The organism is Fructobacillus sp. ESL1129 (assembly GCF_058507945.1).
The window spans coordinates 498,788-523,922 of sequence record NZ_CP196668.1 but is presented as its reverse complement, the minus strand read 5'-3'; the positions used below and the strand labels follow the sequence as shown (position 1 = coordinate 523,922).

At 45.7% G+C, this 25,135-nt stretch carries 19 protein-coding genes, 2 pseudogenes and 1 riboswitch; of the genes and pseudogenes, 15 read left to right on the top strand and 6 right to left on the bottom strand.

Translation table 11 applies throughout. From position 1 onward, the window contains the following. Positions 1-20: 20 nt before the first annotated feature. Positions 21-1,016 (top strand): YitT family protein, encoded by a 996-nt coding sequence (locus ACSYSL_RS02535; protein ID WP_491708971.1) that lies wholly within the window; start codon positions 21-23, stop codon positions 1,014-1,016. Between the two features lie 36 nt (positions 1,017-1,052). On the opposite strand, the gene ACSYSL_RS02530 is transcribed toward ACSYSL_RS02535, so the two are convergent. Further along, entirely contained in the window at positions 1,053-1,562 is a 510-nt protein-coding gene (locus tag ACSYSL_RS02530) for a GNAT family N-acetyltransferase (RefSeq protein WP_010690491.1), read from the bottom strand. A gap of 134 nt (positions 1,563-1,696) precedes the next feature. Beyond that, positions 1,697-1,793: riboswitch (purine riboswitch) on the top strand. 79 nt (positions 1,794-1,872) lie between these two features. On the opposite strand from ACSYSL_RS02530, the pseudogene guaB reads away from it, so the two are divergent. The 6 genes and pseudogenes from guaB to ACSYSL_RS02500 form a co-directional block, all read left to right on the top strand. After that, a pseudogene (gene guaB / locus ACSYSL_RS02525) lies at positions 1,873-2,988 on the top strand (IMP dehydrogenase); the annotation flags it as partial. A gap of 36 nt (positions 2,989-3,024) precedes the next feature. After that, positions 3,025-3,903 (top strand): annotated as a pseudogene (locus ACSYSL_RS02520) (IMP dehydrogenase); the annotation flags it as partial. A 2-nt stretch (positions 3,904-3,905) separates the two neighbouring features. Beyond that, on the top strand, positions 3,906-5,447 hold the full coding sequence (gene guaA / locus ACSYSL_RS02515) for a glutamine-hydrolyzing GMP synthase (protein ID WP_010690494.1): 1,542 nt from the start codon (positions 3,906-3,908) through the stop codon (positions 5,445-5,447). A 321-nt stretch (positions 5,448-5,768) separates the two neighbouring features. Continuing rightward, positions 5,769-10,742 carry a DUF1542 domain-containing protein gene (locus ACSYSL_RS02510; RefSeq protein ID WP_491708970.1) on the top strand — a complete coding sequence of 1,658 codons (4,974 nt, stop codon included), beginning with the start codon at positions 5,769-5,771 and terminating at the stop codon, positions 10,740-10,742. A gap of 202 nt (positions 10,743-10,944) precedes the next feature. Then, complete coding sequence (locus ACSYSL_RS02505) at positions 10,945-11,193, top strand: hypothetical protein (protein ID WP_491708969.1); 249 nt, start codon at positions 10,945-10,947, stop codon at positions 11,191-11,193. 85 nt (positions 11,194-11,278) lie between these two features. Beyond that, positions 11,279-12,205 (top strand): aldo/keto reductase, encoded by a 927-nt coding sequence (locus tag ACSYSL_RS02500; RefSeq protein WP_491708968.1) that lies wholly within the window; start codon positions 11,279-11,281, stop codon positions 12,203-12,205. A 49-nt stretch (positions 12,206-12,254) separates the two neighbouring features. Here the strand turns inward: ACSYSL_RS02500 and fni are convergent, their stop codons facing one another. The 4 genes from fni to mvk are packed head-to-tail and all read right to left on the bottom strand — an operon-like array spanning position 12,255 to position 16,277. Beyond that, positions 12,255-13,295: a type 2 isopentenyl-diphosphate Delta-isomerase gene (gene fni, locus ACSYSL_RS02495; protein ID WP_491708967.1), complete on the bottom strand. Its 1,041-nt coding sequence runs from the start codon at positions 13,293-13,295 to the stop codon at positions 12,255-12,257. A 13-nt stretch (positions 13,296-13,308) separates the two neighbouring features. Beyond that, complete coding sequence (locus tag ACSYSL_RS02490; protein ID WP_491708966.1) at positions 13,309-14,349, bottom strand: mevalonate kinase family protein; 1,041 nt, start codon at positions 14,347-14,349, stop codon at positions 13,309-13,311. Next, positions 14,342-15,301 (bottom strand): diphosphomevalonate decarboxylase, encoded by a 960-nt coding sequence (gene mvaD, locus ACSYSL_RS02485; RefSeq protein WP_491708965.1) that lies wholly within the window; start codon positions 15,299-15,301, stop codon positions 14,342-14,344. The genes ACSYSL_RS02490 and mvaD overlap by 8 nt, the downstream gene beginning before the upstream one ends. Before the next feature lie 46 nt (positions 15,302-15,347). Beyond that, a complete protein-coding gene (gene mvk / locus ACSYSL_RS02480; RefSeq protein WP_491708964.1) occupies positions 15,348-16,277 on the bottom strand; it encodes a mevalonate kinase in 930 nt (309 codons plus the stop codon). Between the two features lie 158 nt (positions 16,278-16,435). Between mvk and ACSYSL_RS02475 the strand changes: the two genes are divergently transcribed. From ACSYSL_RS02475 to ACSYSL_RS02455, 5 genes are all read left to right on the top strand, one after another. Further along, a complete protein-coding gene (locus ACSYSL_RS02475) occupies positions 16,436-18,853 on the top strand; it encodes an exonuclease domain-containing protein (RefSeq protein WP_491708963.1) in 2,418 nt (805 codons plus the stop codon). A 125-nt stretch (positions 18,854-18,978) separates the two neighbouring features. Beyond that, positions 18,979-19,503, top strand: a complete 525-nt coding sequence (locus ACSYSL_RS02470) for a hypothetical protein (protein WP_187753372.1) — start codon at positions 18,979-18,981, stop codon at positions 19,501-19,503. Positions 19,504-19,510: 7 nt separating this feature from the next. After that, on the top strand, positions 19,511-20,698 hold the full coding sequence (locus tag ACSYSL_RS02465; RefSeq protein WP_187753371.1) for a pyridoxal phosphate-dependent aminotransferase: 1,188 nt from the start codon (positions 19,511-19,513) through the stop codon (positions 20,696-20,698). A gap of 64 nt (positions 20,699-20,762) precedes the next feature. Beyond that, positions 20,763-22,073, top strand: coding sequence for an asparagine--tRNA ligase (gene asnS, locus ACSYSL_RS02460; RefSeq protein WP_338342091.1), 1,311 nt, complete (start codon positions 20,763-20,765; stop codon positions 22,071-22,073). A 64-nt stretch (positions 22,074-22,137) separates the two neighbouring features. Beyond that, a complete protein-coding gene (locus ACSYSL_RS02455; protein ID WP_338349733.1) occupies positions 22,138-22,839 on the top strand; it encodes a DnaD domain protein in 702 nt (233 codons plus the stop codon). 2 nt (positions 22,840-22,841) lie between these two features. Here ACSYSL_RS02455 and ACSYSL_RS02450 read toward each other — a convergent pair whose 3' ends face one another. Next, positions 22,842-23,189: a hypothetical protein gene (locus tag ACSYSL_RS02450; RefSeq protein WP_491708962.1), complete on the bottom strand. Its 348-nt coding sequence runs from the start codon at positions 23,187-23,189 to the stop codon at positions 22,842-22,844. Between ACSYSL_RS02450 and ACSYSL_RS02445 the strand changes: the two genes are divergently transcribed. The 3 genes from ACSYSL_RS02445 to ACSYSL_RS02435 all read left to right on the top strand — a co-directional run bounded on the left by ACSYSL_RS02445 (position 23,167) and on the right by ACSYSL_RS02435 (position 25,068). Then, entirely contained in the window at positions 23,167-24,303 is a 1,137-nt protein-coding gene (locus ACSYSL_RS02445) for a THUMP domain-containing class I SAM-dependent RNA methyltransferase (RefSeq protein ID WP_491708961.1), read from the top strand. The two genes, ACSYSL_RS02450 and ACSYSL_RS02445, sit on opposite strands and share 23 nt — an antisense overlap. A 131-nt stretch (positions 24,304-24,434) precedes the next feature. Next, positions 24,435-24,743, top strand: coding sequence for an IS3 family transposase (locus tag ACSYSL_RS02440; protein ID WP_491709089.1), 309 nt, complete (start codon positions 24,435-24,437; stop codon positions 24,741-24,743). After that, on the top strand, positions 24,658-25,068 hold the full coding sequence (locus tag ACSYSL_RS02435; RefSeq protein ID WP_491708960.1) for a transposase: 411 nt from the start codon (positions 24,658-24,660) through the stop codon (positions 25,066-25,068). The genes ACSYSL_RS02440 and ACSYSL_RS02435 overlap by 86 nt, the downstream gene beginning before the upstream one ends. Positions 25,069-25,135 lie beyond the last annotated feature (67 nt).

Genomic DNA, 25,135 nt, shown 5'->3' with positions numbered 1-25,135 from the left:
CGCGAAACAGGGGGCTTTTCATGGCAAACCAAAGAAAGAAATGGCGTAAAATCGCCTTAACCGTCGTCTTTTTCTTCCTTTCTGTTGCTCTACAGGTGGCGGGACTGAATTACTTTTTAATTCCAAATAACATCTTTTCCGTTGGGTTAAATGGTATTTCCCAGTTGATGTCTTTGTCGTCTGCCCAATTCCTGCATTTGCACATTCAAACTGGTGTGTTCTTCTTACTTTTTAACATCCCCATCGGAATTATCGGCTTTAAAATGATTGGTGGTAAGTTCACCATTCTCTCGTTTTTGAATGCCGTGGTCGTTTCGATTATGTTGATTGTCGTGCCGGCTGAGCCCTTCACAACGCAACCACTTTTGGCCTCGTTATTCGGTGGTTTGCTAGTTGGTGCTTCAATCGGAGTTGCGATGCGTTACGGCTTTTCAACGGGTGGCTTTGATATTATTTCGTTAATCGTGCAGAAACGAACGGGGAAGGCCATCGGTGCCTTTATGAACGTGGCGAACGGGATTATCGTGCTGATTGCCGGTTTCTTTATTGGTTGGCAGAATGCCATGTATACACTCATTGGTATTTACGCAACGGGTCAGGTCGTTGATACCCTTTACACGGGTTATCAAAAGCTGACGGCCATGATTGTGACGTCGAAGGGCGAAGAAGTCATCGATGTGCTTCACCGCGACTTGATTCGTGGGATTACGATTTTCCCGTCATCCGGGGCCTACACAAAGCGTGAGTCAACAACGTTGATGATGGTCATTTCGCGTTTTGAATTATTCGAAATGCAGGAAGCCGTCCGTTCGGTTGATCCAGGTGCTTTCATTGACCTGCTGTCAACGGTTTCGGTTGCCGGTGAATTCTGGGATGCTGACCGACAGCTCCAAATGAAGAAGTCCATGGGTCCAAAGGCTGTGACAATCGATGCTCAGCTTGAAGCGGAGCAACAGCTCGAAGAACAGCTTGCTCAGCTGAAAGAACAACGACAACAAAATGAAGATCAAAAATAAAAGAGACGCTTTTAAGAGCGTCTCTTTTATTTTTATTTACAGAAAGGAAGGGCCTGGATGTTCAAAGCAGGTTAGCTCTTTTTTCTGTCCGATTACTTGAAAGTGATTATGGGTCGCCACTCGCTGACTGGCAACGTTCTTTGGGTGAATACAGACCCGAACTTTTTCTAGACCCAGCGTTTTGTATGCGTAATGAAGGATACTCTTTGTTGCTTGACTGGTAATTCCCTGTCGTTGGTAATCGACGGCGAGCCAGTAGCCAAGCTCGGCTGTTTTTTTCTGTTCGTCAAGTTCGTGTAAATCAATCATACCAACCGGCTGGCTATTGACAGTCATGGTAAAAACAAGGGGATGTTTTCGGTAAGTCCGATTTTTTTCCTGATACAGGAAATCCTTCTCATCGCGAAGGGTCAATCCCTTTGCCCAGGGCAAAAAACGGCCAATTTCCTCTCGGCCTTCAGCAATTTTTTGGTAAATGGCCGCCGCATATTTTGTTTGGATGGGGAGCACTTGGACTCTTCCTACTTTTGTGGTGAATTCAATCATGAATGATCTCCATTGGACACAAAGTGATGGGTTACTAGAATATTAAAACAAAATGAGAATAAAGGCAAGGGGTTTGTCTTTTTAGAGAAGGAGGCCAGCTTGCGTAAGAGCCCCTTATTTTGTATAATTAAGGAAATAAATTAAGAAATTTTACAGATATATCGCTGGAAAATGGCCAGCAGTCTCTACCGCGCCCCAAAAGTCGTGACTATCCGTGAATGTACGCTTTTTGAGTGGCATTCTGCGGATCTGGAGCAAGGTTTGCAGTGTGCCTTTTTTTGCGAAAACCGTAAAATAATGAAGGAGAATCATGGCAGCATTTCAAATTAAAGATAAGTTTGTGCCAATGGGCCTGACTTTTGATGACATGGCAATGTCTGATGACAATTCCCAGGCGATTCAGCCCGCTGAAGTGTCACTGCAAACTGCTTTGACTGATTCGTTGAAGCTGAACATCCCGCTTTTGTCTGCAGCCATGGATACAGTGACTGAGGCAAAGTTTGCCGTTGCCATCGCGCAATTTGGTGGTCTTGGCGTCATCCATAAGAACATGACAATTGCGGCACAGGCCGAAGAAGTGGCTAAAGTGAAGCAGACACCGGTTGATTTAACGAAGACACCGTCGGCTGCCGTTGATGACAAGGGGCGCCTGTTAGTAGCGGGTGCTGTTGGAGTGACGAACGATACGGTTGACCGTGCAAAGGCCATGGTTGATGCTGGTGTCGATGCCATTATTTTGGATTCTGCTCATGGACACTCTGAGGGTGTTTTGAGAAAGGTCTCTGAGGTTCGTGCCGCCTTTCCAAAGTTGAACATTATTGCTGGTAACATTGCAACGGAATCCGGTGCTGCTGCTCTTTACGATGCTGGAGCCGACGTTGTTAAAATCGGAATCGGACCTGGTTCAATTTGTACAACACGTGTGGTGGCCGGAATCGGAGTACCACAGTTATCGGCCATTCGCGATGCTGCCAAGGAAGCAAAGCGGCGTGGTAAGACAATTATCGCTGATGGTGGTGCAAAAACGCCAGACGATATTTTGAAAGCCATCACAATGGGTGGTAATGCCGTTATGCTCGGTTCGATGTTTTCTGGTACTAAGGAAACGCCGGGTGAGGTCTTTGAGGAAAATGGCCAGCAATTCAAGTTCTACCGTGGTATGGGTTCAATCGCAGCCATGGAAAATGGTTCGAAAGATCGCTACTTCCAAGGAGAAGTGAACGAAGCGAAGAAGATGGTGCCAGAAGGGATTGAGGCTCGAGTTGCCTACAAGGGAGAACTCAAGGACGTCTTGCAACCAATTTTGAGTCACTTGGTAGCCGGCTTTGCTAAGATGGGTGTTCATACCGTTCAAGAAGCCATTGCCCATGCGTCATCCATTCATAAAACAACGAAAACTTATGATTATCAAGAAGCGCTCGTCAAGGGCGCTGCGGATCTTAAGCAGCATGGTCTCGGTTATGATGAGACGTTGTTGGTACCAGCTGCCTCGAATGTTTTGCCACACAAGGTTAACCTTGATACAACAATTGGCCAAATGAAGTTAACGAATCCACTGTTGGCCAGTGACTTGACGGATAACAAAGTCGTTGAAGTAGCAACGGCCATGAGTCAATCCGGTGGTTTGGGTATTGTCACTGCCATGGAATTTGTTAGTGACCAAGTTGCTGCTATCGAAGATATCCGGGCTAATAAAGAAGTGAAGAACTTGGCGGCTGAAGTTTGGTTGGCAGGGGATCACATTGACCGCATCTCTGCTTTGGCAGATAGTGATGCCGATGCCGTTGTCTTGTATTTGCCAGAAGCGTTTGATGAATCCGTGTTGGTTGATATTAAAACGGCTAAGAAGCTACTTGCTGGTAAAACACTGATTGTTGGTGCTGTTGAAGACCCAGCGATTGCCAAGAAAATGGCCGAAGCCGGTGCAGATGGTATCATCGCTGGTCGAGCAAACGATTCAGCATGGCCTGATGATGCGCACTACCCATTCTTGACAACGGTCATGACTTTGGCCGAGGCTTTGGCTGATACGAAGACAGCGGTCATCGCTCAAGGTGGTATTCATTACTCAGGTGACGTCGTAAAAGCCATTGCTGCGGGTGCGGATGCCGTGATGGTTTCTGATTATTTGGTCAAAGAAGAAGTGCCAGCCGACGCCATCTTCCAAATTGATGGTGGCTTGCGAGCTGGAATGGGGTATACCGGTTCTCATGACGTTTCGGAATTGAAGGCAAACGCTCAGTTTGTTCAAATCACTGACAATGGATTGAAAGAATCACACCCTCACGATGTTGAAATTACGAAAAAAGCACCGAACTACGTTGAACAGGAAAGAAAGTAACGATGGCCATTTCAAATGACAAAATCTTAGTGCTGGATTACGGTTCTCAGTACAACCAACTCATTACTCGCCGTGTTCGTGAACTCGGTGTTTATTCTGAACTGAAGTCGAACAAGATGACGGTTGAGGAGATTAAAGAATACAATCCAAAGGGAATTATCCTTTCGGGTGGTCCTAAGTCCGTTTATGATGATGACGCCTTTACCATTGATCCCGAAATTTTTGAATTAGGGATTCCGATCCTTGGTGTCTGTTACGGAATGCAGTTAATTGCCTGGCACCTGGGTGGTAAAGTCGAAGCGAACCCTGGAAACGGGGAATTCGGTCAGACAGAAATTACTTTGACCGCACCGTCCAAGCTCTTTGCCGGCACGCCCGAAAAGCAAATCGTTTTGATGTCTCATTCAGACAACGTGACGAAGTTGCCAGATGGCTTCAAGGTGGCTGCTGCCTCAGAAAAAACGCCGATCGCTGCGATTGCCAACGATGAAGCAGGTATCTACGGGGTCCAATTCCACTCGGAAACGACTTTGTCAGAGCATGGTAAGGAAATTATTAAAAACTTCGTGATGGATGTGTCTGGGGCCAAGCCAACATGGTCAATGGCCAAATTCATTGATGAACAAATTGAAAAGATTCGTGCCGAAGTGGGCGATAAGAAAGTCCTCCTTGGTCTCTCAGGTGGTGTTGACTCCTCCGTTGTTGGTGTTTTGTTGCAAAAAGCCATTGGCGACCAGTTAACTTGTATCTTTGTTGACCATGGCTTGCTTCGTAAAAACGAAGCTGACCAAGTGATGCACATGCTTGGTGGTAAGTTCGGTTTGAACATTATCAAGGTAGACGCTCAGGACCGCTTCTTGTCCAAGCTTGATGGCGTGACAGATCCTGAACAAAAGCGTAAGATTATCGGTAATGAGTTTATCGAAGTGTTCAACGATGAAGCAACCAAGTTGAAGGGCATCGATTACCTAGCCCAGGGAACGCTTTACACCGACGTCATCGAGTCTGGAACGGACACGGCCCAGACAATCAAGTCCCACCACAACGTGGGTGGCTTGCCAGAAGACATGCAATTCAAGTTGATTGAACCGCTGAACACGCTCTTCAAGGACGAAGTTCGTGAACTTGGGGAGCAGCTCAACATGGACCACGAACTCGTTTGGCGTCAGCCATTCCCAGGCCCTGGTTTGGGTATTCGTGTGATGGGGGCCATCACTGAAGATCGCCTAGAAATCGTCCGTGAATCCGACTGGATTCTTCGTGATGAAATTGCGAAGGCTGGTCTTGAAAACGATGTTTGGCAGTACTTTACGGTCCTAACAAACAACAAGTCCGTTGGGGTCATGGGTGATTTCCGTACTTACGAGTACACGATTGCCATTCGTGCCATTACATCAATCGATGGCATGACGGCCGACTTTGCCCGTCTGCCATGGGATCTTTTGCAAAAGGTTTCCTCACGTATCGTAAACGAAGTGGACCACATCAACCGCGTCGTCTACGACATTACGGCTAAGCCACCTGCAACGGTCGAGTGGGAATAGAATTTCTAACTATTGAAATAAAATCAAAGACTGTCTCTTTGCAAAAAGGGACAGTCTTTTTGTATTAATTTTAGTTATTTTTGTTTTTTTAATAAAAAAATGGGTTTATATTTCATTCCGATTACTTTTTTGTAATTTTAATGTTTCATTTTTCAAAAATGGCAATTTTATGCGTTATACTGCGAGATGATTGATTCAAAAGTGTGATACAAAAAGCTGGGTTGAGTTCGATAGTGAAGCAATTTTTTAGGACTGTTACTGGCAATCATACTAACGAGCAATGGTAACTTGTTATTCAGCAGAGGTGAAGGGAGATCATCGATGAAGTATTTAAAAGATAAAAATGTCAAAGAGCATATCAAAATGTATAAATCCGGCAAAAACTGGTTGTTTGCAGGAATTGTTACATTAACCATTGGAGTTGGCGCCGTTAGTTCGATTAATGGCATCAGTCTTCCTGGTTATGCACCAGCAATTAAAGCATCAGCGGATGATGGAACAAGGCCATACTGGTTCGGGCAGAATGCGAATTATTTCAAGCATTATAAGGAAACCCCTCAATCAACCTCTGTTCCCGAAGCGAAGCAAGCCACTTGGCAGACTGGTAAGACAGCGAACGAAATCACAAGTTTGAAGAATGATACGAGTTTTACGTTTGATTCGTTGACTTATGACGCAAGTACTAACAAGTACACCATGTCCTTGACTTTTAAGGTGCCTATCTTAGCAACGAACGGGTCATCTCGTTCGTCTTATTTTGATCTGGCTTTTTCACAGTCAATGACATCAAAAATCAAGAGTACGCCTAGTTTTACCGCAGCCTCAGGTAGTCACGCGGATTTGAATTTTACTAACAATGTGTATAGTAACAGTTTTAACGCTGGATCGACCGTTGGTGGAACGTCAAAGATGTCCTTGGTCATTGACCCTGTTAAGATTACGCAAAGCGATAAAGTGACGGGAATGTTCTCTTCTGATACGGGAACAACGGGATACCACCCAATTTTTTCAACGGTGCGCACGCTGGGCTATGACGACTTTGGACAAAAGTTTAACGATGCGTTGCTTGCACAAATGAAGAAAAATTCAAATGTTAACGTTGATAAAAAAACTAATTTGACACAAAATCAAAAGAATACCTTCCACGATAAAATCAATGGCGAAAGCACTGACAATGATTTTGTTACTGATATGAATAACATTGATAATAGTGTGAATAGTGCTGATGCTACTGCAGCCGGTTTAGTTAGTGTAAAAAATGACGCAAAAGATGCTGTGAAACAAGCTGCCACCACTGCAAAGAATAAAATTGATGGCACAGCTGGTTTAACCTCAGACCAGAAAAATGAAGCAAAAGCAAAGATTGATGCAGATGTTACAAACGCTAACAATAACATCGACAACGCAACGGATAGTGATGCCATTACCAAGGCAAAAAACGATGGCATCACTACCATCAATAATGAAGCTGATAATGCCGCAGAAAAGGCGACAGCTAAGTCAGCCATCGATCAGTCAGTAACCGATGCTAAAAAACGAATTGCTTCCATGTCTGACCTTTCTGACGCAGACAAGACAAATGCTGAAAATAAGGTTGATCAAGACGCTACAAGTGCCAAAACAAATATTGATAACGCAGTGGACAGTAAGGGAATCGATGCTGCCAAAACGGCAGGACAAGCAGCGATTAAAAAGGATGCTGACAATGCCGCCGGTCAGGGAGAGGCTAAGGCGAATGCGAAATCAAGTATTGACCAAGCTGCTACTGATGCTAAGTCCAAGATTGATGGTTTGTCCAACCTAACACCCGAACAAAAGTCAGCCGCTAAGGCCAAGATTGATGCGGACGCCGACGCTGCCAAGAAGAACGTGGATAACGCCACGGATACAGATGCTATCAACAAAGCAAAGAGCGATGGTAATGACAACATCGATAACGATGTGAACGCTGCGACTTTGGATAATGATAAAGCCGGTGCCAAGTCAGACATCGACCAAGTCGCTACTGATGCAAAGAACAAGATTGATGGCTTATCTAACCTAACGCCAGAGCAAAAGTCAGCTGCTAAGGCTAAGATTGACGCCGATGCCGACGCTGCCAAGAAGAACGTGGATAACGCCACTGACACAGATGCTATCAACAAAGCAAAGAGTGATGGTAACAACAGCATCGATAATGATGTGAACGCTGCGACTTTGGATAATGATAAAGCCGGGGCAAAGTCGGACATCGACCAAGCAGCAACGGATGCGAAGAACAAGATTGATGGCTTATCCAACCTAACGCCAGAGCAAAAGTCAGCTGCTAAGGCTAAGATTGATGCGGATGCCGACGCTGCCAAGAAGAACGTGGATAATGCTACGGATGCAGACGGTGTTAACAAGGCAAAGAGTGATGGTATCGATGCCATTAACAAAGAAATTAAGACAGATACGGATGTTAATGACGCGAATGGTGCCAAAAACGCTGCGAAGTTAAGTATCGACCAAGCTGCTACCGATGCCAAGAACAAGATTGACGGTTTGTCCAACTTAACACCAGAACAGAAATCCGCAGCCAAAGCCAAGATTGACGCCGATGCCGACGCTGCCAAGAAGAACGTGGATAACGCTACGGATACAGATACTGTTAATAAGGCAAAGAGTGATGCCAATAACAGCATCAATAACGATGTGAACGCTGCGACTTTGGATAATGATAAAGCCGGGGCGAAGTCGGACATCGACCAAGCAGCGACCGATGCCAAGAACAAGATTGATGGTTTGTCCAATCTAACGCCAGAACAGAAGTCAGCTGCTAAGGCTATGATTGACGCTGACGCTGCTGCCGCTATGAAGAACGTGGATAACGCGACTGATGCAGACGGCGTTAATAAAGCAAAGAGTGATGGTAACAACAGTGTCAATAATGATGTGAACGCTGCCACTTTGGATAATGAAAAAGCTGGGGCGAAGTCGGACATCGACCAAGCAGCGACCGATGCCAAGAACAAGATTGATGGTTTGTCTAACTTAACACCAGAACAGAAATCAGATGCTAAAGCTAAGATTGACGCTGACGCCGCTGCCGCTAAGAAGAACGTTGACAACGCCACGGATGCGGACGGCGTTAACAAGGCAAAGAGCGATGGTATCGATGCCATTAACAAAGAAATTAAGACAGATACGGATGTTAATGATGCGAATGGTGCCAAAAACACTGCTAAGGACGGTATCGATCAAGCAGCAACGGATGCTAAGGCTAAGATAGATGGCTTATCCAACCTAACGCCAGAGCAAAAATCCGCAGCCAAGGCGAAGATTGATGCTGATGCAGATGCTGCCAAGAAGAACGTGGACAACGCTACGGATACAGATACTGTTAATAAGGCAAAGAGTGATGCCAACAACAGCATCGATAACGATGTGAACGCTGCGACTTTGGATAATGCCAAAGCCGGGGCAAAGTCTGACATCGACCAAGCAGCAACGGATGCTAAGGCTAAGATTGATGGATTATCCAACCTAACGCCAGAGCAAAAGTCCGCAGCCAAAGCCAAGATTGACGCGGATGCCGACGCTGCCAAGAAGAACATTGACAACGCCACCGACGCAAACGGCGTTAACAAGGCAAAGAGCGATGGTATCGATGCCATCAATAATGATTCTCAAGCCAACACGGATACCGATAATACGAATGGTGCTAAAAACGCTGCTAAGGCTGGTATTGACCAAGCAGCAACGGATGCAAAGAACAAGATTGATGGTTTGTCCAATTTAACACCAGAACAAAAATCAGCTGCTAAGGCCAAGATTGATGCGGATGCCGAAGCTGCCAAGAAGAACGTTGACAACGCCAAGGATAGTGATGATGTCAATAAGGCAGCTACAGAAGGTAACAGCAACATTAACAACGATGTGACTGCTGCCACTTTGGATAATGCCAAAGCCGGTGCCAAGTCGGATATCGACCAAGCTGCTACTGATGCCAAGAATAAGATTGATGGTTTGTCCAATATAACGCCAGAGCAAAAGTCAGCTGCTAAGGCCAAGATTGACTCCGATGCTGACGCTGCCAAGAAGAACATTGATAATGCGACCGACGCAGACGGCGTTAACAAGGCAAAGAACGATGGTATCGATGCCATTAACAAAGAAATTAAGACAGATACAGCTATTAACAATTCAAATGGTGACAAGAACGCTGCTACCTCCGACATCGATCAAGCCGCTACCGATGCCAAGAACAAGATTGATGGATTATCCAACCTAACGCCAGAGCAAAAGTCAGCTGCTAAGGCTAAGATTGACGCTGATGCCGACGCTGCCAAGAAGAACGTTGACAACGCCACCGATGCAAACGGCGTTAACAAGGCCAAAAATGACGGTATTGCTGCCATCAATAAGGATTCTCAAGCCGAAATAGCTACTAATAGCACAAATGGTGCTAAAAACGCAGCTAAGGCCGGTATCGACCAGGCAGCTACTGATGCTAAGAACAAAGTCGACGGTCTATCCAACCTAACGACAGCACAAAAGTCAGCCGCTAAGGCTAAAATCGATTCTGACGCTGACACAGCTAAGAAGAACATTGATACTGCTGGGGATGCAAATGGCGTGAACCAAAAGATGGCAGATGGTCAAACAAGCATTCATTCGGATGTGAAAGAAGACGTTAAAAACAGTATCGATAACAATGCTGCCAAGGCGATTGAAAAAATTAACAAGATGCCTGATTTAACGTCAGAACAAAAACAGCAAGCAATCGATAAGGTTAAGAGCGATGCTAATCAGGCAAAGGAGACCGTTGACAATTCGGCTAATTCTGATGATGCCAACCAGGCTGGAGCTGCTGGCGACGCAAACATCTTGAACGACACAAAGACAACGGCTCATCAATCCATTGCCGAAGCAACAAAGAAGGCGAAGGATCAGATTAACAGTATGAAGAACTTGACGTCTGAGCAGAAAGCCGACGCTCTTGCCAAAGTCAATCAGGATGCAAGAGCAGCCAATGCCACTATTGATAAGACGGCTGACGTTGACGGAATTAGCGGAGCTGTTACTGCTGGTGCCCAAACAATCACTGTTGATATTAAAGAGCCAAAGGCCATTAATGACTCCGTGAAAAGTGAGAAGCGCACTGTTCAACAAACGAATTTGCCCGAACAGAAAAAGGTCGAAAATGACAGTGCAGCATTACCAAAGGCTGCCAAAGTACTCTCAAGTACTTGGACAAGCCTTGTCGGTTTCCTTATGCTCGTTTCTGCAATGGCTACGATGATGTTTAGCAAAGAGAATAAGAAAGAAAAATAAGTTTCCTATTCTTATTTATTGGTTATGAATGCTGCATTTAACCTAGATTAGGGTCCTCTCAAAATGAGAGGGCTTTTTTTATTATAAGGCAGAAAAGCCAATTTAGACCGGCTTAAAGGCGGCTATCGAATGATTTGTCTACCCATTATGCTTGACCGGTAGCCTCTTTAGGACTATTCTAACCTTATAGGAGGGTTTGCTCATGCAGTTTCTAAAAGAACATTTTTCAAGAAAGCGCCAGTATTATATTGTCGGGCTGTTTATTGCACTAGTTGTCGTCGTAGTTGGTGCCTTTGTTCTCGGACAGCAGAGTGCCCAGGTTCATTCTGAAGTGCGGGTCAATCAGCCCACTTCTCAGTCAGATACAAAGGATAAGGCTGCGCAAGAAAAATCTGAAAGTGAAAAAGTTGCCAAGGCTGATGGTGACCAGAATAATGGCGGAAAAGGTTAAACTGTTGTGACTTTTTCTAAATTGGGTTTGAAAAAAGTGGACCCAGTGTTCTACAATGGTGGTGAAGAAATAAAGGAGGCAATTCATGGCAGAAACAATTTTGCAAGAACGGACGACTTTGGCAAACGGTGTTGAGATGCCGGTCTTTGGTCTCGGTGTCTGGAAGTCTTCCAATAAGGAAGCGGCAGAATCTGTTCAAGCGGCAATTAAACATGGTTATCGCATGATTGATACCGCCAAGCAGTACGGTAACGAAGCGGGTGTTGGTTACGGTATTCAGAAAGCCTTGGTCGATAACCATTTGAACCGTAAGGATTTGTTCGTCACGACAAAGATTTTCAATGGTGATCAGGGTTACCTATCTACCCTGCGAAACTTTGATGAGCAGCTGAAGCGTCTTCGCCTAACGTACGTTGACCTGTTGCTCATTCACTGGCCAGTTGAAGGTAAGTACTTGGACACTTGGACTGCCCTTGAAAAGCTCTATCATGAAGGCAAGGTTCGTGCGATTGGTGTTTCAAACTTTGATGAAGCCAATTTGCAAGACATTCAAAACTTGAACCGGTTGATGCCTCAAGTTAACCAAATGGAATTTAACCCACTGGTCCAAGAGAAACACCTCTTTAACAAGATGAATGGACTTGGCATCGCGATGGAAGCCTGGGGACCACTCGGTGGTGGTGAAGCCTTAAACGATGCAACGATTAAGGCAATCGCTGATAAGCATGGTAAGACAACAGCTCAGACGATTCTTCGTTTTGATTATCAGATGGGAGCCATTACCATTCCAAAGTCAGCTCACGAAGAACGCATTGTGGCCAATGCACAAATTGATGACTTTACCTTAACGGATGAGGAAATGGCGCAAATTCAAGCCATGAATAAGGAAAAGCATTCAATTTGGCACGAGGATTTTGCTTGGCACAAGGGCTCAGAAGAGACCGGTGTGAAGGATTCTGTCTCATACTGGGATGATACTGATGAGTACCTTAACAAAGAAGTTGTCTATTAAAGTGAAGTGTTACTAAAAAAAGCTTGCAGAATATTTTCTGCAGGCTTTTTTATAATTGTTTTAAACTGTTTGTTAAATTAGGGGAGTAGAGACGTTTTGCTTGAACTAAGTTTTCAACCCTTTGGGCACCAAGAAGTGTCATGTAGAGGGGCAGTTGTTGCTGCCAAAGACTGATTTCTGCTTCCAATCCTGCTGGACCATCGGCCATTAACGTTTTTAGGAAGTAGCCAGCCGATGATGTTAAGGAAGCGCCAAGCATGAGTGAAATGGTGACATTTTTTGCCGATTGGATCCCGCCCGTTGCAATTATTGGCGTCTTTGCTTCGCTTTTTTCAGCAGCCAAAAGCGATTCGACCGTTGACAATCCAAAGGCAGAAAAATCGATGGGATTCTCATTTTGACGGTCGCGTGCTTGTTCAATTTTAGCAAAGGATGTTCCGTTAGCACCGCCAATGTTAATGGCTGCGGGCTTTAAAGCTGCTAACTGTTTAATTAAATCAGGTCCCATTCCAAAACCGACTTCTTTAATAATGACGGGCACTGGTGATTTGGCGATAACTGATGCTAAATTATCAAGCCAGTAAAAGCGCCGATCACCCTCAGCCATGGCGAGTTCTTGTGCCAAATTGACATGGAGCTCAATGGCGTTGGCTTCAATCATGTTCACGGCTGCACGCACGTTCTCAATGGGATGATCGGCACCTAAATTGGCAAATAAGAAACCATTTGGATGTTTCTCACGAACAATCTGAAAGGAAGCGGCTTGGGCAGCATCTTTTAGTGCCACTGATTGTGAACCAACGGCCATGGCCAAGTTCTTTTTCGAAGCAACGGTTGCTAAATCAGCGTTGACACGCATCGTTGAAGCCGAACCGCCCGTCATGGCTTCAATATAAAAAGGCCAGTCAAAGTGCTGACCGAATAGTTCAACGGAGTGGTCCACCGTCGCAACGGATTGATTGTTTAGAGGACCTGGTACCCAACGCACATCATCAAAGGTTGGCCCGATGACTGGGTTCTTCTCCTCACGCCAAAACTTGGTTGCTAGGGAGAGGTGCTCATTTTTTCGATTTGATTGGGCGTGGTTCATGGTCAATGTCTTTCTAGTTATCTGATTCAATAAGATGGAGGCCCGCTAAACGAATCGCCGTTCGAACGGGGAAGAGGGAGTGTTGGTCATTTCCAACGACAAAGCCGTTGTCACCGAAACCAGCTCCTGAAATTTTTCCTGCAATATTGAGTCGTTCAATAATGTGAAGAAAAGCAGCGAGTTTGGCCGTTTGGTAACCCTCAGGTAGCTGTTGGATTAGGGCGGATTGGTTTTGTGCGAGCGCTAGACGAAAGGCAGCATAATCCTGTTCTTGCAAGGAATGAAAGGCGGATTGTACCGCCTTTCTTGATGGTTCCAACAGTCCCTTTAAATCGTTATGGTTAGCCAGTGCTTTTCTGGTTGAGGCGGGCTCCGAACTGGCAATAATTGCAAAAGACCAACCGCTTGGCCAGTTAATTTTTTCAATCTTCAGATGTTGCCAATCAAGACTGGTAAAGTCTGTGAGCAGCCATTCTTTCTCTAAGGCTATCCAGGCTGGCGACTGATAGTAGATGAGCGCGGCAAAGGCAGAGACTGCAATATCACCAAGAGAACCTGAATCCTGAACCAGGTAGTGGGCAAAGGCGGCTTCTTTGAAGACTGCCAGCGGGTCGACCGTTGTTAAGAAAGCAGTGTGCATGGCTTTCACGATTGCCACCGTGACTGCGGCTGAAGAACCAAGTCCTAACTTACCGGTACTGTTTTTCATCGTCGAACTGATGTCTAGCTCGACGTTTGGCAGAGTTCCAAAATCAAGGGAAGGGTGTGCTTGCTTAAAAACAGCTAACGCTGCCTTAATAAAAGTCCAAGACCCAGTCTGCAGGGATTGACGATTATAGTTAGAAACTGTTGCCCAATCCGTCTGAAAAGTCGATTGGTATTCGGACGAAGAAAGCGTTATCTGTCCTTTTGCCGTTGACTTTGAAACGGTAAAATCGATGGTAATGCCCCGATTAATGACGGTGATGAGGGCTGGTTGACCTGGGACTGTGACAGCGTACTCACCAGCTAAAAAGAGCTTGCCCGGTGCGTGAATCCGTTCATGTTTATTCATAAGAAATACCTGGACCCGGAGTCGCAATATCAAACTGAATCTTGAGGAAACGCTTAGCGAGGGATTCTTTGATTGCATTGGCTTCGTTCAAAGTCGTGATAATCTTGACGTTTGGACCGGCATCCATCGTGGCGTAAGCGGTGTAACCGGCCTGGCGAAGGGCCTTCACTTCGTCTAAAATTTGCATGGTTTGAGCATTGAAATAAGTGAAACGCTGATCCTTAGCCGTTAGGTTTAAGTTATGCATTCCCAATGCATTTGCCTCCGCAATTTCACCAACCCGTTTGATATCGGCTTTTTTTAACGCATCCTCCATATCAACTAATTGGCGAGCAGATTCCTCAACCCAGGCAGCGTAATTGGGTGATGTTTGGGCGCGCCGCATGCCTTCAGTTGACGAAACCTTCTTAACAAGACCAGAAATCTTGCAAACAACCAATGCAATCGGCATATCGGGCGTATCAAAATGCGTTGCATACGAACTGGCGTCATCGTGACCTTTTTCCCAGATGGCAAAGTCGGGGAAAAAAGAACGAGTCGCCGATCCTGAGCCCCGTCGAGCCAAACGTGATAAATCTTCGAGTGAAAGTTGCCAGTTGTTGAACTTGGCAACAGCTGCCGTTAGGGCTGCAAACGAAGAAGCAGACGAGGCAAGTCCGGCCGAAATGGGGACTTTATTCGTTGAAATGACACGAAGTGGTGGAAAATCTTGAACTTCCTCTCGTAAAATATTCAGAAATTCATGGACGCGCTTTGCATCCTGAGGGAGCTCGTTGATGAGTAGCGAATCAACGTCAGCTTCTTCCACCTGTGTCTTGGTGTAGTATTCCTTCAACGTGAGTGAAAGCGACGATGTGGTGGGAAGGTTCAAAACGGGGTCGGCCTTTCCCCAATATTTAATTAAGGCAATGTTGGTGTGGGCGACAGTCGTTGCTCCTGCTTGTTGGGTCATGGAAAACTCCTTTGGTCAGTTCATGACGTATTATGTTAGGAAAAATTTAGAGTGGTTGAATCCAGGTCTCTTGGGCACCTGCTTTTTTGAGTGCCAGCACGACTTTTTCGGCATCTTCATCCGTTTCGACAAGGGCAATCATGGCTCCGCCGATGCCGGATCCGGTCAACTTGGCACCGAGTGCCCCTGCGTCGATAGCGGCAGCAACGAGTTGATCGAGTTTGGGATGGGAAACCTGCAAGGCCTGTAAGTCATGGTGGGCAGATGTAAAGAGCTGTCCGAGGGCGATGGCATCGTTTTCTTGGAGCGCTTTTTTGACCCCGTAGGCCAACTCGCCCAGATGCTGAATAGCTCCCCAACTGTCGTCGTAATGTTGTTTTAGTTGTTCCTTTACAATGTTAACCGCCCTTACGGTTTGCCCTCGCACACCCGTATCGGCCAGGACCAATGTGGCATCAAGCGTTGTTTCAAAAGTCGCGCTAATCCGGTCCTTGAACCAAACCGGTTCTTCAGATGAAACGGTTGCCGCATCAATACCTGAGGGGGAACCGTGTGAAATGTTTTCAGCTAACGAAGTATAGTGGGCCAGTGTTTTGTTCGATAACGATTTATCTTGCCATTTAAAAAAGGCTCTCGTGATAGCGGTTGCCAATGCAGCCGAGGCCCCAAATCCCCGTTCCTGTGGAATGTTTGATTCAATTTCCAGCAAGAAACCGGTATCAGCCTTGTCGTCATCTTTCAACAGGGCAACGATTAACTGACGAATGCCCTCCAAGTCGGCACCTAATTCTGATAGTTCGTGTGCACGGCCAGTTAAGATAATGGTTTGCCCTTTTTCTAAGTGTTGGAAGCTGGCGCTAACAACTAAATCGAGAAGGGGAATGGCCACGGCGGGTTGGTTGTAAACAACGGCGTGGTCGCCAATGAGAATGGCTTTGGCATGTGCTTTTCCAGTTCCAATTTGATTTTTTTTCATATGTAAAGACTCCAATAATTAAACATATTGTACCGCACCGCCCTAAGTAGTGTAAAATGGCAACGGAAAGTGCTTTTTGTCATTTTAGATAAAACAGATTAAATTACGTGATATCTATAGGGGTGAGGAGCATAAAATCACAAGTGAAAGGAGACCTGATGAAAGAATCAGCCGCCTTTGTTATTGTCGATTTAGAGACAACGTCACCTTCCGTAGAGAATGGTGGCCGAATTATCCAAATTGGCATGACTTTCGTAAAAAACAAAAAAATCGTGGAACACTTTGACTCTTTTGTGAATCCAGCGCAACCGATTGACCGAAAGATTCAACAGCTTACCCACATTAGTCCTTCGGACGTGCAGGACGCGCCATTCTTTGAAGAACTAGCACCATCCCTACAGGCGCTGCTGCAGGGACAGGTTTTTGTGGCCCACAATGTTAACTTCGATTTGCCTTATTTGAACGCAGAATTTGCGCGTGTTGGGTTACCGGAGTTGGACTTACAGGCCATCGACACCGTTCAATTGGCCCAAATTCTTTTCCCAACGGCTCCTGGGTACCGTCTGTCGGATTTAACTACTTACCTGGATTTGCCATTGACTCAGGCACACCGAGCTAACGCTGATGCCGAAGCCACGGCCTACCTCATGTTAGCGCTATGGCAAAAAGCGCAAAGCCTACCCGAAAAAACGAAGCGAACGATGCTTTCTGTTGATTGGGGATTGATTCGGCAAAGCCAAGACTTTCTTAAAATGGCTGCCAAGTCCCGGGGGACTTTTGAGAAAAGGCAACTGGTTGCTCGCGTACGAGAAAGCATGCAGGCAGGACGCCGTCAGCCTGAGAAAAAAACAGTGGGGACAAAGGGCAATGTCCTGCCTTATCCCCAAACAGTTGAAGAAAAGAAGCGCTTCTTTGGACCCGACCTTGAAATTGATGAGCAACGGAATAGCTTTATGAATCGGGTTTTCCGTCTTATCAATGGGAATCAGCATGAGCTGGCCATTATGCAGACTGAACCGCAATTGAAGAAAACGCTGGCCTATCTTTTACCATTGCTTTTCACTAAAAAGAGAAAGACAAAGTGGCTATTAACTGATGATTTGTCCTTAATTCATCATCAGAAGCAGTTATTAGCATCATTAACCGACCATTTACCAGCGGTCGGCATTCGGTTTGCTTCTCTTTACCAACCATCTGACTACTTGGATGAACAAAAATTTCGTTCAGCCATCAAGAAGGCAAAGGAAAAGGGGGGGATGCTGTGGCAGGCTCAAGTCCTGGTTTGGTTATCAGAGAGCCCGACAGCGGCTTTTGCTGAGTTACCCCGGGGTATTCGTTCGCATCCCGATTTACTACAGGTGGCTGCTGACGAAGAATCGGCAGTATTCCGTCAGGCTTATGCGGAGGCCAAGCAAGCAGATATCCTTTTGGCTCCATACCAAACGTTCTTTTCTTATGGTAAGGCCATCAATGATGACCAGCAGCGAAAAGAAAAACCAGCCGTTATTCTGGAGAAACCGATTGGATTGCAGCAGGCCATTCAGGAGAGTCAGGGACTAGCTCTGACGCTTGGTTATTACCAAGACCAGGTCGCTCGTTTAGCAGACCAAGCGGCACAGCTGCCAGCCAAGAAAAGGGGTGTTTGGCAGGTTAATTTGCACAACTGGTCGGTTGCATGTCAAAAGATTGATCAAAATTTGAGCGAAAAAGAGGCTTTGAAGGCGTCTAAGGCCATTTTAGATCGGCTCATTACCATTCTTGACCTGGCTAAAAAAGTCGATTTTCACTGTCGATTACGGGTCGAAGATCTTTTGGAAAAGCGCAGTAAACTGGCTTGGCTAGCTGCCCATCAAGAATGCGTCAAGAAGACCTATTGGACAATTGATGACGAACGGGCTCAGCAAAACCTGACTTTCGAAGTGGATGAATCACTCCTTTACCAAAAGTATTTTGTCAAGCAACTGAGCCAGTTGGTGACGGTATCGGCCTTTTACCCTAGTGAATTGCGCCAGTTCTTAGCGACACTTCCAGCTGGTATAAAAACAAGTGATTTTGATGATGATGCGTCGGATGATGCGCCAACACGCCAACTAAAAGCGGTGCTATCCGCTGAACGAAACGAAGATAAGCAAATTCAGGCACTTTTTGAATCCAATCGGAAACACTTTCTTTTCGTGGTTGATGACTTTTCAGCCGTGAAACATTGGTATTACAAGCTTTCCAATAAGTACGGTGATGATTACATGGTTTACGGTCAAGACCTGTCAGCTCCCTTGAAAAAGGCTGCCTGGCAGGCTTCGGGTGAAGAACAATCAATCCTTGTGACAACACCGGCCTTTCTAAAGGATCTCTATGAGCAAAGTTTGCCACTGCCAGAAGTGGTTGTTTTGCCTCGAGCCAATCGTTGGCTCAGTCAAGAGGACCTTCTTCTCTTAGTGACGGCCATGATGAAGAATACGCAGTCGTTGTTAATGGCTTCGTTGAGTCAAAAGCAGGAACAAACCGTGGCAAACCACTTACACGTATTAAACGGTGGGCGTCGGGTAGCCAAGGTATCGGTACTACGAAAAAAATAAGTAAAAAGACGGGGAAACCGTCTTTTTTCTTTGAAAAAATAGTTGAAATTTACTTGGATTTTCCGGCTTATGTGGGGCATTTTTGCTATAATATTTAACAGTAGAGCGATTTTAAAGAGGTTTGCATGGAAAGACATGACAATTTTCGGGTTCAGATGACCCGGCCAAAGCGGTTTTCTTGGTCAAAGTTCGTGGTAGTGATTCTTGCCGCTCTTATCCTACTGGCCGCTGCCTTTGGCCTGTATGCCTATATGGCTTTACGGCCAATGGCAAAGGCTGAAAGCACTGTTCAACGGGTAGTGAAAGATAAAACATCGTTAACCAACCTACATGATTTAACGGTTGACTACCGGGATGGTACGACTTACGCCGTGTTGGGGACACAAGATGGTAAGCAAAAAGTTGCCGTGATGCATGGAAAGAACGGCCAGGTGAAGGTTTTTGATTATGGAAAGGGACTTTCCAAAAAGTCCTTGAAAAATAAGTTGCAAGATCAGTACGCTGCAAAGCGTATTTACTCAGCTAACCTTTCCGAATACCAAAACACGTTGGTCTGGGAAGTTTCTTATCAGTCTAAGGATGGTAGCTTAAATTACCTAACGTTGGACTATCAAAACGGAACGGTCTACCGTGCCGTCAATGGAATTTAGAGGGAACATGTTATCAGATAGTGAATTTTCGAAACGCTCACAAGCTGTTCTGCCTTCGGCTACGTTAGCCGTTTCCAAGAAAGCGAAAGAGCTAAAAGCAGCTGGTGAAGCGGTGATTAACCTTGGGATGGGGGAACCTGACTTTGAAACCCCAGAACCAATCGCTGAAGCGGCTATCAAAGCAATCCGGTCAGGAAAAACCTCCTTTTACACACCTGTTGGAGGGACGTTGGGTCTTCGAACTGGTATTACGCAACTAACCAAAGAGCTGACTGGTCAGTCGCTCAATGTTAATCAAGTTACCGTTGCAACCGGGGCTAAAATGGCCCTTTATGCGCTGAATCAGATTCTAATTAATCCTGGCGATTTAGTTGTGTCTGCTAAGCCTTATTGGGTGTCTTATGCGGAACAAGTTCATCTCGCAGAGGGGGAATTCCAGGCGATTGGGGATGCTCAAACTGGAAAGTTGACGGTTGAAGCCTTGGAAGAACTTGATCGGGTTCCAAAGCTCATTATTTTGAATAACCCAACGAATCCATCCGGCATTTTGTACAGTCGAGAAGAGCTACTTGCCTTGCTGGAGTGGACGGAAAAGCACGCTGTCTTTTTGATTGTGGATGAGATTTACGGTCGCTTGGTGTACAACGGGGCCACCTTTACTTCCGTGCTTTCCTTGAAGGCACTGACGAACTCAAAGGTCATTGTTGTTGATGGCGTTTCGAAGTCCTACTCCATGACCGGTTGGCGAATCGGTTGGGCTTTGGCCGATGAAACCATCATTCGGCAGCTGAACAAGGTGCTTGGGCACATGACTTCAGGTCCAACGGCCGCCGCTCAGGCAGCTGCTGAAGCGGCCGTCACCGGGGATCAAGGGGTTGTTGAGGCCATCCGCTTGACTTTCCAAGAGAGACTCAACTGGACCTATGATCAACTGGAGGCCATCGATGGCTTGACGCTCGCCGCAAAGCCTGAAGGGGCGTTTTATTTCTTTATCAAAATCGATCAGCCCGTTCTTGACCGCCTCGGACTTAATTCTTCGGCTGCTTTCGCTGAAAAGCTACTCGAAGTTGAAAAAGTCGCGCTGCCGGCCGGTGAGGGTTTCGGTATGCCAGGTTACCTGCGGCTTTCTTATGCACAGGACCAAGCCTCCATTGATGAGGCCATTGCACGAATTAAGCGTTTTATCCAAGAATAGTCACTGACAAGCCATGTTTGGCTGGAATAATATCGAAGGAGGAGGGGCTTGCCCCCACAAGAAAATGACAGAGCAAACGATGCCGACAATTCAAATCAAAGATGCGCCAGACTACGTTGGTCAACGAGTAAAAATCGGGGCCTGGTTACGCCAAAAGCGTGGTTCTGGAAAGATGGTTTTCCTACAACTACGTGATGGTTCTGGCTTCTTCCAGGGGGTTGTTGCAAAAGCAGACGTCTCTGAAGAAGTGTTTGAAACTGCCAAAGAGTTGAAGCAAGAAACGTCGATGTATGTATACGGCGTGATTCATGAGGATGCTCGTTCGGCTTTTGGTTACGAAATGAAAGTCGATCACATTGACATCATCGGTGAGTCCCACGACTATCCAATCACGCCAAAGGAACACGGTACCGAATTCCTTTTTGATGAACGTCATCTGTACCTTCGTCACTTGAAGCCATACGCCACCCTGAAGATTCGGAACACGCTAATTGCCGCAACCTATGAGTTTTTCAACAAGGAAGGCTTCATTAAGTTGGATGCGCCTTTGTTGACGGGGTCGGCTCCTGAGGGAACGACGGAATTATTTGAAACCGATTACTTTGGTCAAGATGCCTACCTGTCGCAAACAGGACAGCTCTACGCCGAAGCCGGAGCAATGGCCTTTTCAAAGGTCTTCACTTTCGGACCAGCCTTCCGTGCCGAAAAGTCAAAGACTCGTCGGCATCTGACTGAATTCTGGATGATTGAGCCGGAAATGGCTTTCTATGATCAAGACGCTTCCATGGCATTACAAGAACGTTATGTGGCTTTCTTGATTGAAAAAGTTCTCGAACAAAACGATCAAGAATTAGACATGCTGGGCCGTGATAAGGAACTCTTGCGTTCTTATACGCAATTGCCATTCCCACGTGTTTCATATGATGACGCCATTACGCTTTTGCAGGACAACGGTTTTGACGTCGAATGGGGCGTTGACTTTGGTTCGCCCGAAGAAACTTTCTTGGCTAACCACTTTTCAAAGCCCGTCTTTATCGTGAACTTCCCGAAGGCAATCAAAGCTTTCTACATGAAGCGACACCCCGAGCGTGAGGATGTCGTGATTTCAGCGGACCTCTTGGCACCAGAAGGGTACGGTGAGATCATTGGAGGGTCCGAGCGTGATACGGACTACGATTATTTGAAGCAACGGATTGAAGAAGATGGTCTGGGACTAGAAGAATATAGCTGGTACTTGGATTTGCGCAAGTACGGTTCTGTTCCTCATTCTGGCTTTGGACTTGGTTTGGAACGAATGGTGACCTTTGTCACGGGCGAAGAGCACATCCGTGAAGCCATTCCATTCCCACGGATGACGCACCGTTTGCGTCCTTAATGCAGCCTTAAAAAGCGCCCAAGTTCGACTTGGGCGCTTTTCTACGAAAATGAGGGGATGTGCGATGGAAGAGAACGTCAAAACCTTAATTAACGCCGGGCAAACCACGGTTTATAACTACCTATTGGCTCATTACCGTGATATTGGCATGGATAATGATGACCTGGTGATTTACATGCAAATTCATCACTTGCAAAGTCAAGGGGATCAAGCAACATTAGCTGCGCTGGCTAAAACCATGCGGGTAACGGAACAAGCTGTTTCAAAACGAATTCAACGTTTTGTTCAACAGGATTTGGTGACGGTCCAAAATTTGGGCAATCGACAGGAATACTTTGATTTTAGTCCGCTTTTCGATCAGTTACTCAATGGCAAGCAGGTCAATCAGGATAACCAGGTTGTTTCAACTGGCCAACAAAGTCGCCGACAAGTTGTTCGAACCTTGCAGGGAGAGTTTGGCCGCCAACTTTCCCCGATGGAACTTCAAACGGTGAATCAATGGTTTGAGATCGAACATTTTGATCCGAACATGATGATTCTTGCCATTCAAGAAGCGATTGCTAACAACGCCCGCTCGTTGCGCTACATTGAGAGTATCCTAATTAATTGGAAGAAAGCCAACCTAACGTCGCCTCAGGCAGTTCAAATTGCTAAGGAGCGCCGTCGTGGTGTGGTGTACGATGCTGGTCAATCTTCCAAGGCGAAGGGCAACCAATCTGAAAAGAGACAGCCGACGGTTCCAATCTTTAAATTTGATGATTTGTGAGACTATTTAACAACGATTTTGCCATCCTCGTCCTGGTGGAAACCCAAAACAGGGGTGGTTTGTTCATTTAAAACAGTGAATAGGCTGGCTCTGTCCCCAACTTGGGAAAGTCTGGTTTGGACTTGTTCCAGAGAGAGCGGGCGTCCAGTTTTGCTGAGGACAAGGCCAACCTGACTATCATCGTCCAAAAACCGTAGGGCCGTGATGGGTTGGATATCCTGACGTTTTTCATCAATTTGCCCGTAAAGCAGTGTCTTAGGATCGCAATAAGTTGTGAGAGAAAAGAAGTCGAAAACATTCATAATAGCTACATTATAAAGGAAAAAAATGGAAAAGAAATACACAATCATGGTAACGGTTGCTGCTGGTTTGGAATCAGTAGTTGGCCAAGAATTAAAAAACATGGGGTACGATGTTCGTATCGACAATTACCGGTTTTTTTTTGAAGGAACACAGGCTGACATTATGCGTGCCAACCTTTGGTTGCGAACGGCCGACCGTGTAAAAATCGTGATTGGTTCTTTTGAGGCTCGTACTTTTGAAGAACTCTTTCAGGGAATTAAAGCACTGCCCGTTGAGGATTACTTGAACTACGATACTGAATTCCCAGTGGCTGGTCGTTCCCAAAAGTCGATCCTGCACTCGGTTCCCGATGTGCAATCCATTACCAAAAAAGCCATTGTTGAAAAACTGCAAGAGGCCTATCATGTTCGGACGCGCCTGCCTGAAAACGGTTTTTTTGCCCAATTGGAGGTGATGATTACAAAGGACAAAGTGATGTTGACCTTAGACACCACTGGTCCCTCGCTCTTTAAACGTGGTTATCGTGTCGAAAAGGGAGCGGCTCCTTTGAAAGAAAATTTTGCAGCCGCTTTGGTCTTATTAACGAATTGGCGGAAGGACTTGCCCTTTGTTGATCCAACGTGTGGCTCGGGGACAATTGCCATTGAGGCTGCCTTAATTGGTCGAAACTTGGCCCCTGGTCTAACCCGGACTTTTGCAATCGAAAAGATGGATTGGTTTGACACTGACTTGTCCGACACCATTCGCGATGAAGCAGAAGAGAAAGCCGATTATGATACCGTATTGGACATTCACGGTTACGATATTGATTCTCGAATGGTGCGAATTGCCCGAGAAAACGCCAAGCACGCGGGTCTATCGCAAGACATCACGTTTGAAACCATGGATTTGGCTGATTGGCAGCCAGAGAGTGAGCAAGGCGTCCTGGTGGCGAACCCACCATACGGGGAGCGGTTGGGCGAACTCGATGCCGCTGAAGCTCTTTACAGGACTATGGGGAACCTTTACCGGTCATTTGTTCATTGGTCAAAGTATATTTTGACTTCTAACGTGTCTTTTGAAAAATTCTACGGACAGAAGGCGACGAAGAAACGCAAGCTCTATAATGGTCAGTTACGTGTCGATTATTTCCAATATTGGGCAAAACCAATAAAAAAATAAATTATTCAATGTTTTTGGCAGATTCTATAATTAATTTGAACGACAATTGAAAAACAAAAAACCAAAGAATTCTTTACAAGGGTAGTTGCTAGGCAAACCATGTACCTAGTAAGCGCGAGTAGGAGAATCAAATAATTCAAGAAATGGCCAAAGGAATCTGGCTATCCAGTGATCGCGTTTATGGTTATAAACGAATAACAATCGCCTTAAACCGACAAGAAATTAATGTTGGTGTAAGACGATTATGGCAATTATTAAAAGAGGCAAACTGTCCATCAGTGATGACCAAAAAATACCGTAAGCCAGTTACTGAAGTTTGGTATGCACAAGGTCCGAACTTGATTAAGCAGCTTGATGATCAAGTCTGGTGTTTGGTCGGCAGATGTCACCTATATTCGGGTTCCAAGTGGCCAATACATGTATCTAGGAACGGTCTATGATCCGGAAAATCGAAAAGGATTAGCGCATCAGCTAAGTTCAGTTCAAAATGGCCGTTTTGTCTCTGATATTTTGTTAGAAACATTAAGGCAATATCCAAAACCGGCTTATCTGCACCGTGATATGGGGAGCGAGTACACGAGTAGTGTCTTTGAAAATGTACTGGAGACAAATCGCATTCGCCACTCTTATTCGAAGAAAGGGCACCCTTATGACAATGCGAGAATCGAGGCCGTTCATTTAATTTTAAAGAGAGAATTGATTTATCCAAATCGATTTAAGAGTAAATTTAAGCTAGTGACTCGAATTTCGCGGTATATTCACTGATATAATCATGAACGCGTTCACACATACGGAACAAGCTCGGCGATGTAAAAAACTGTCTAACTTATTG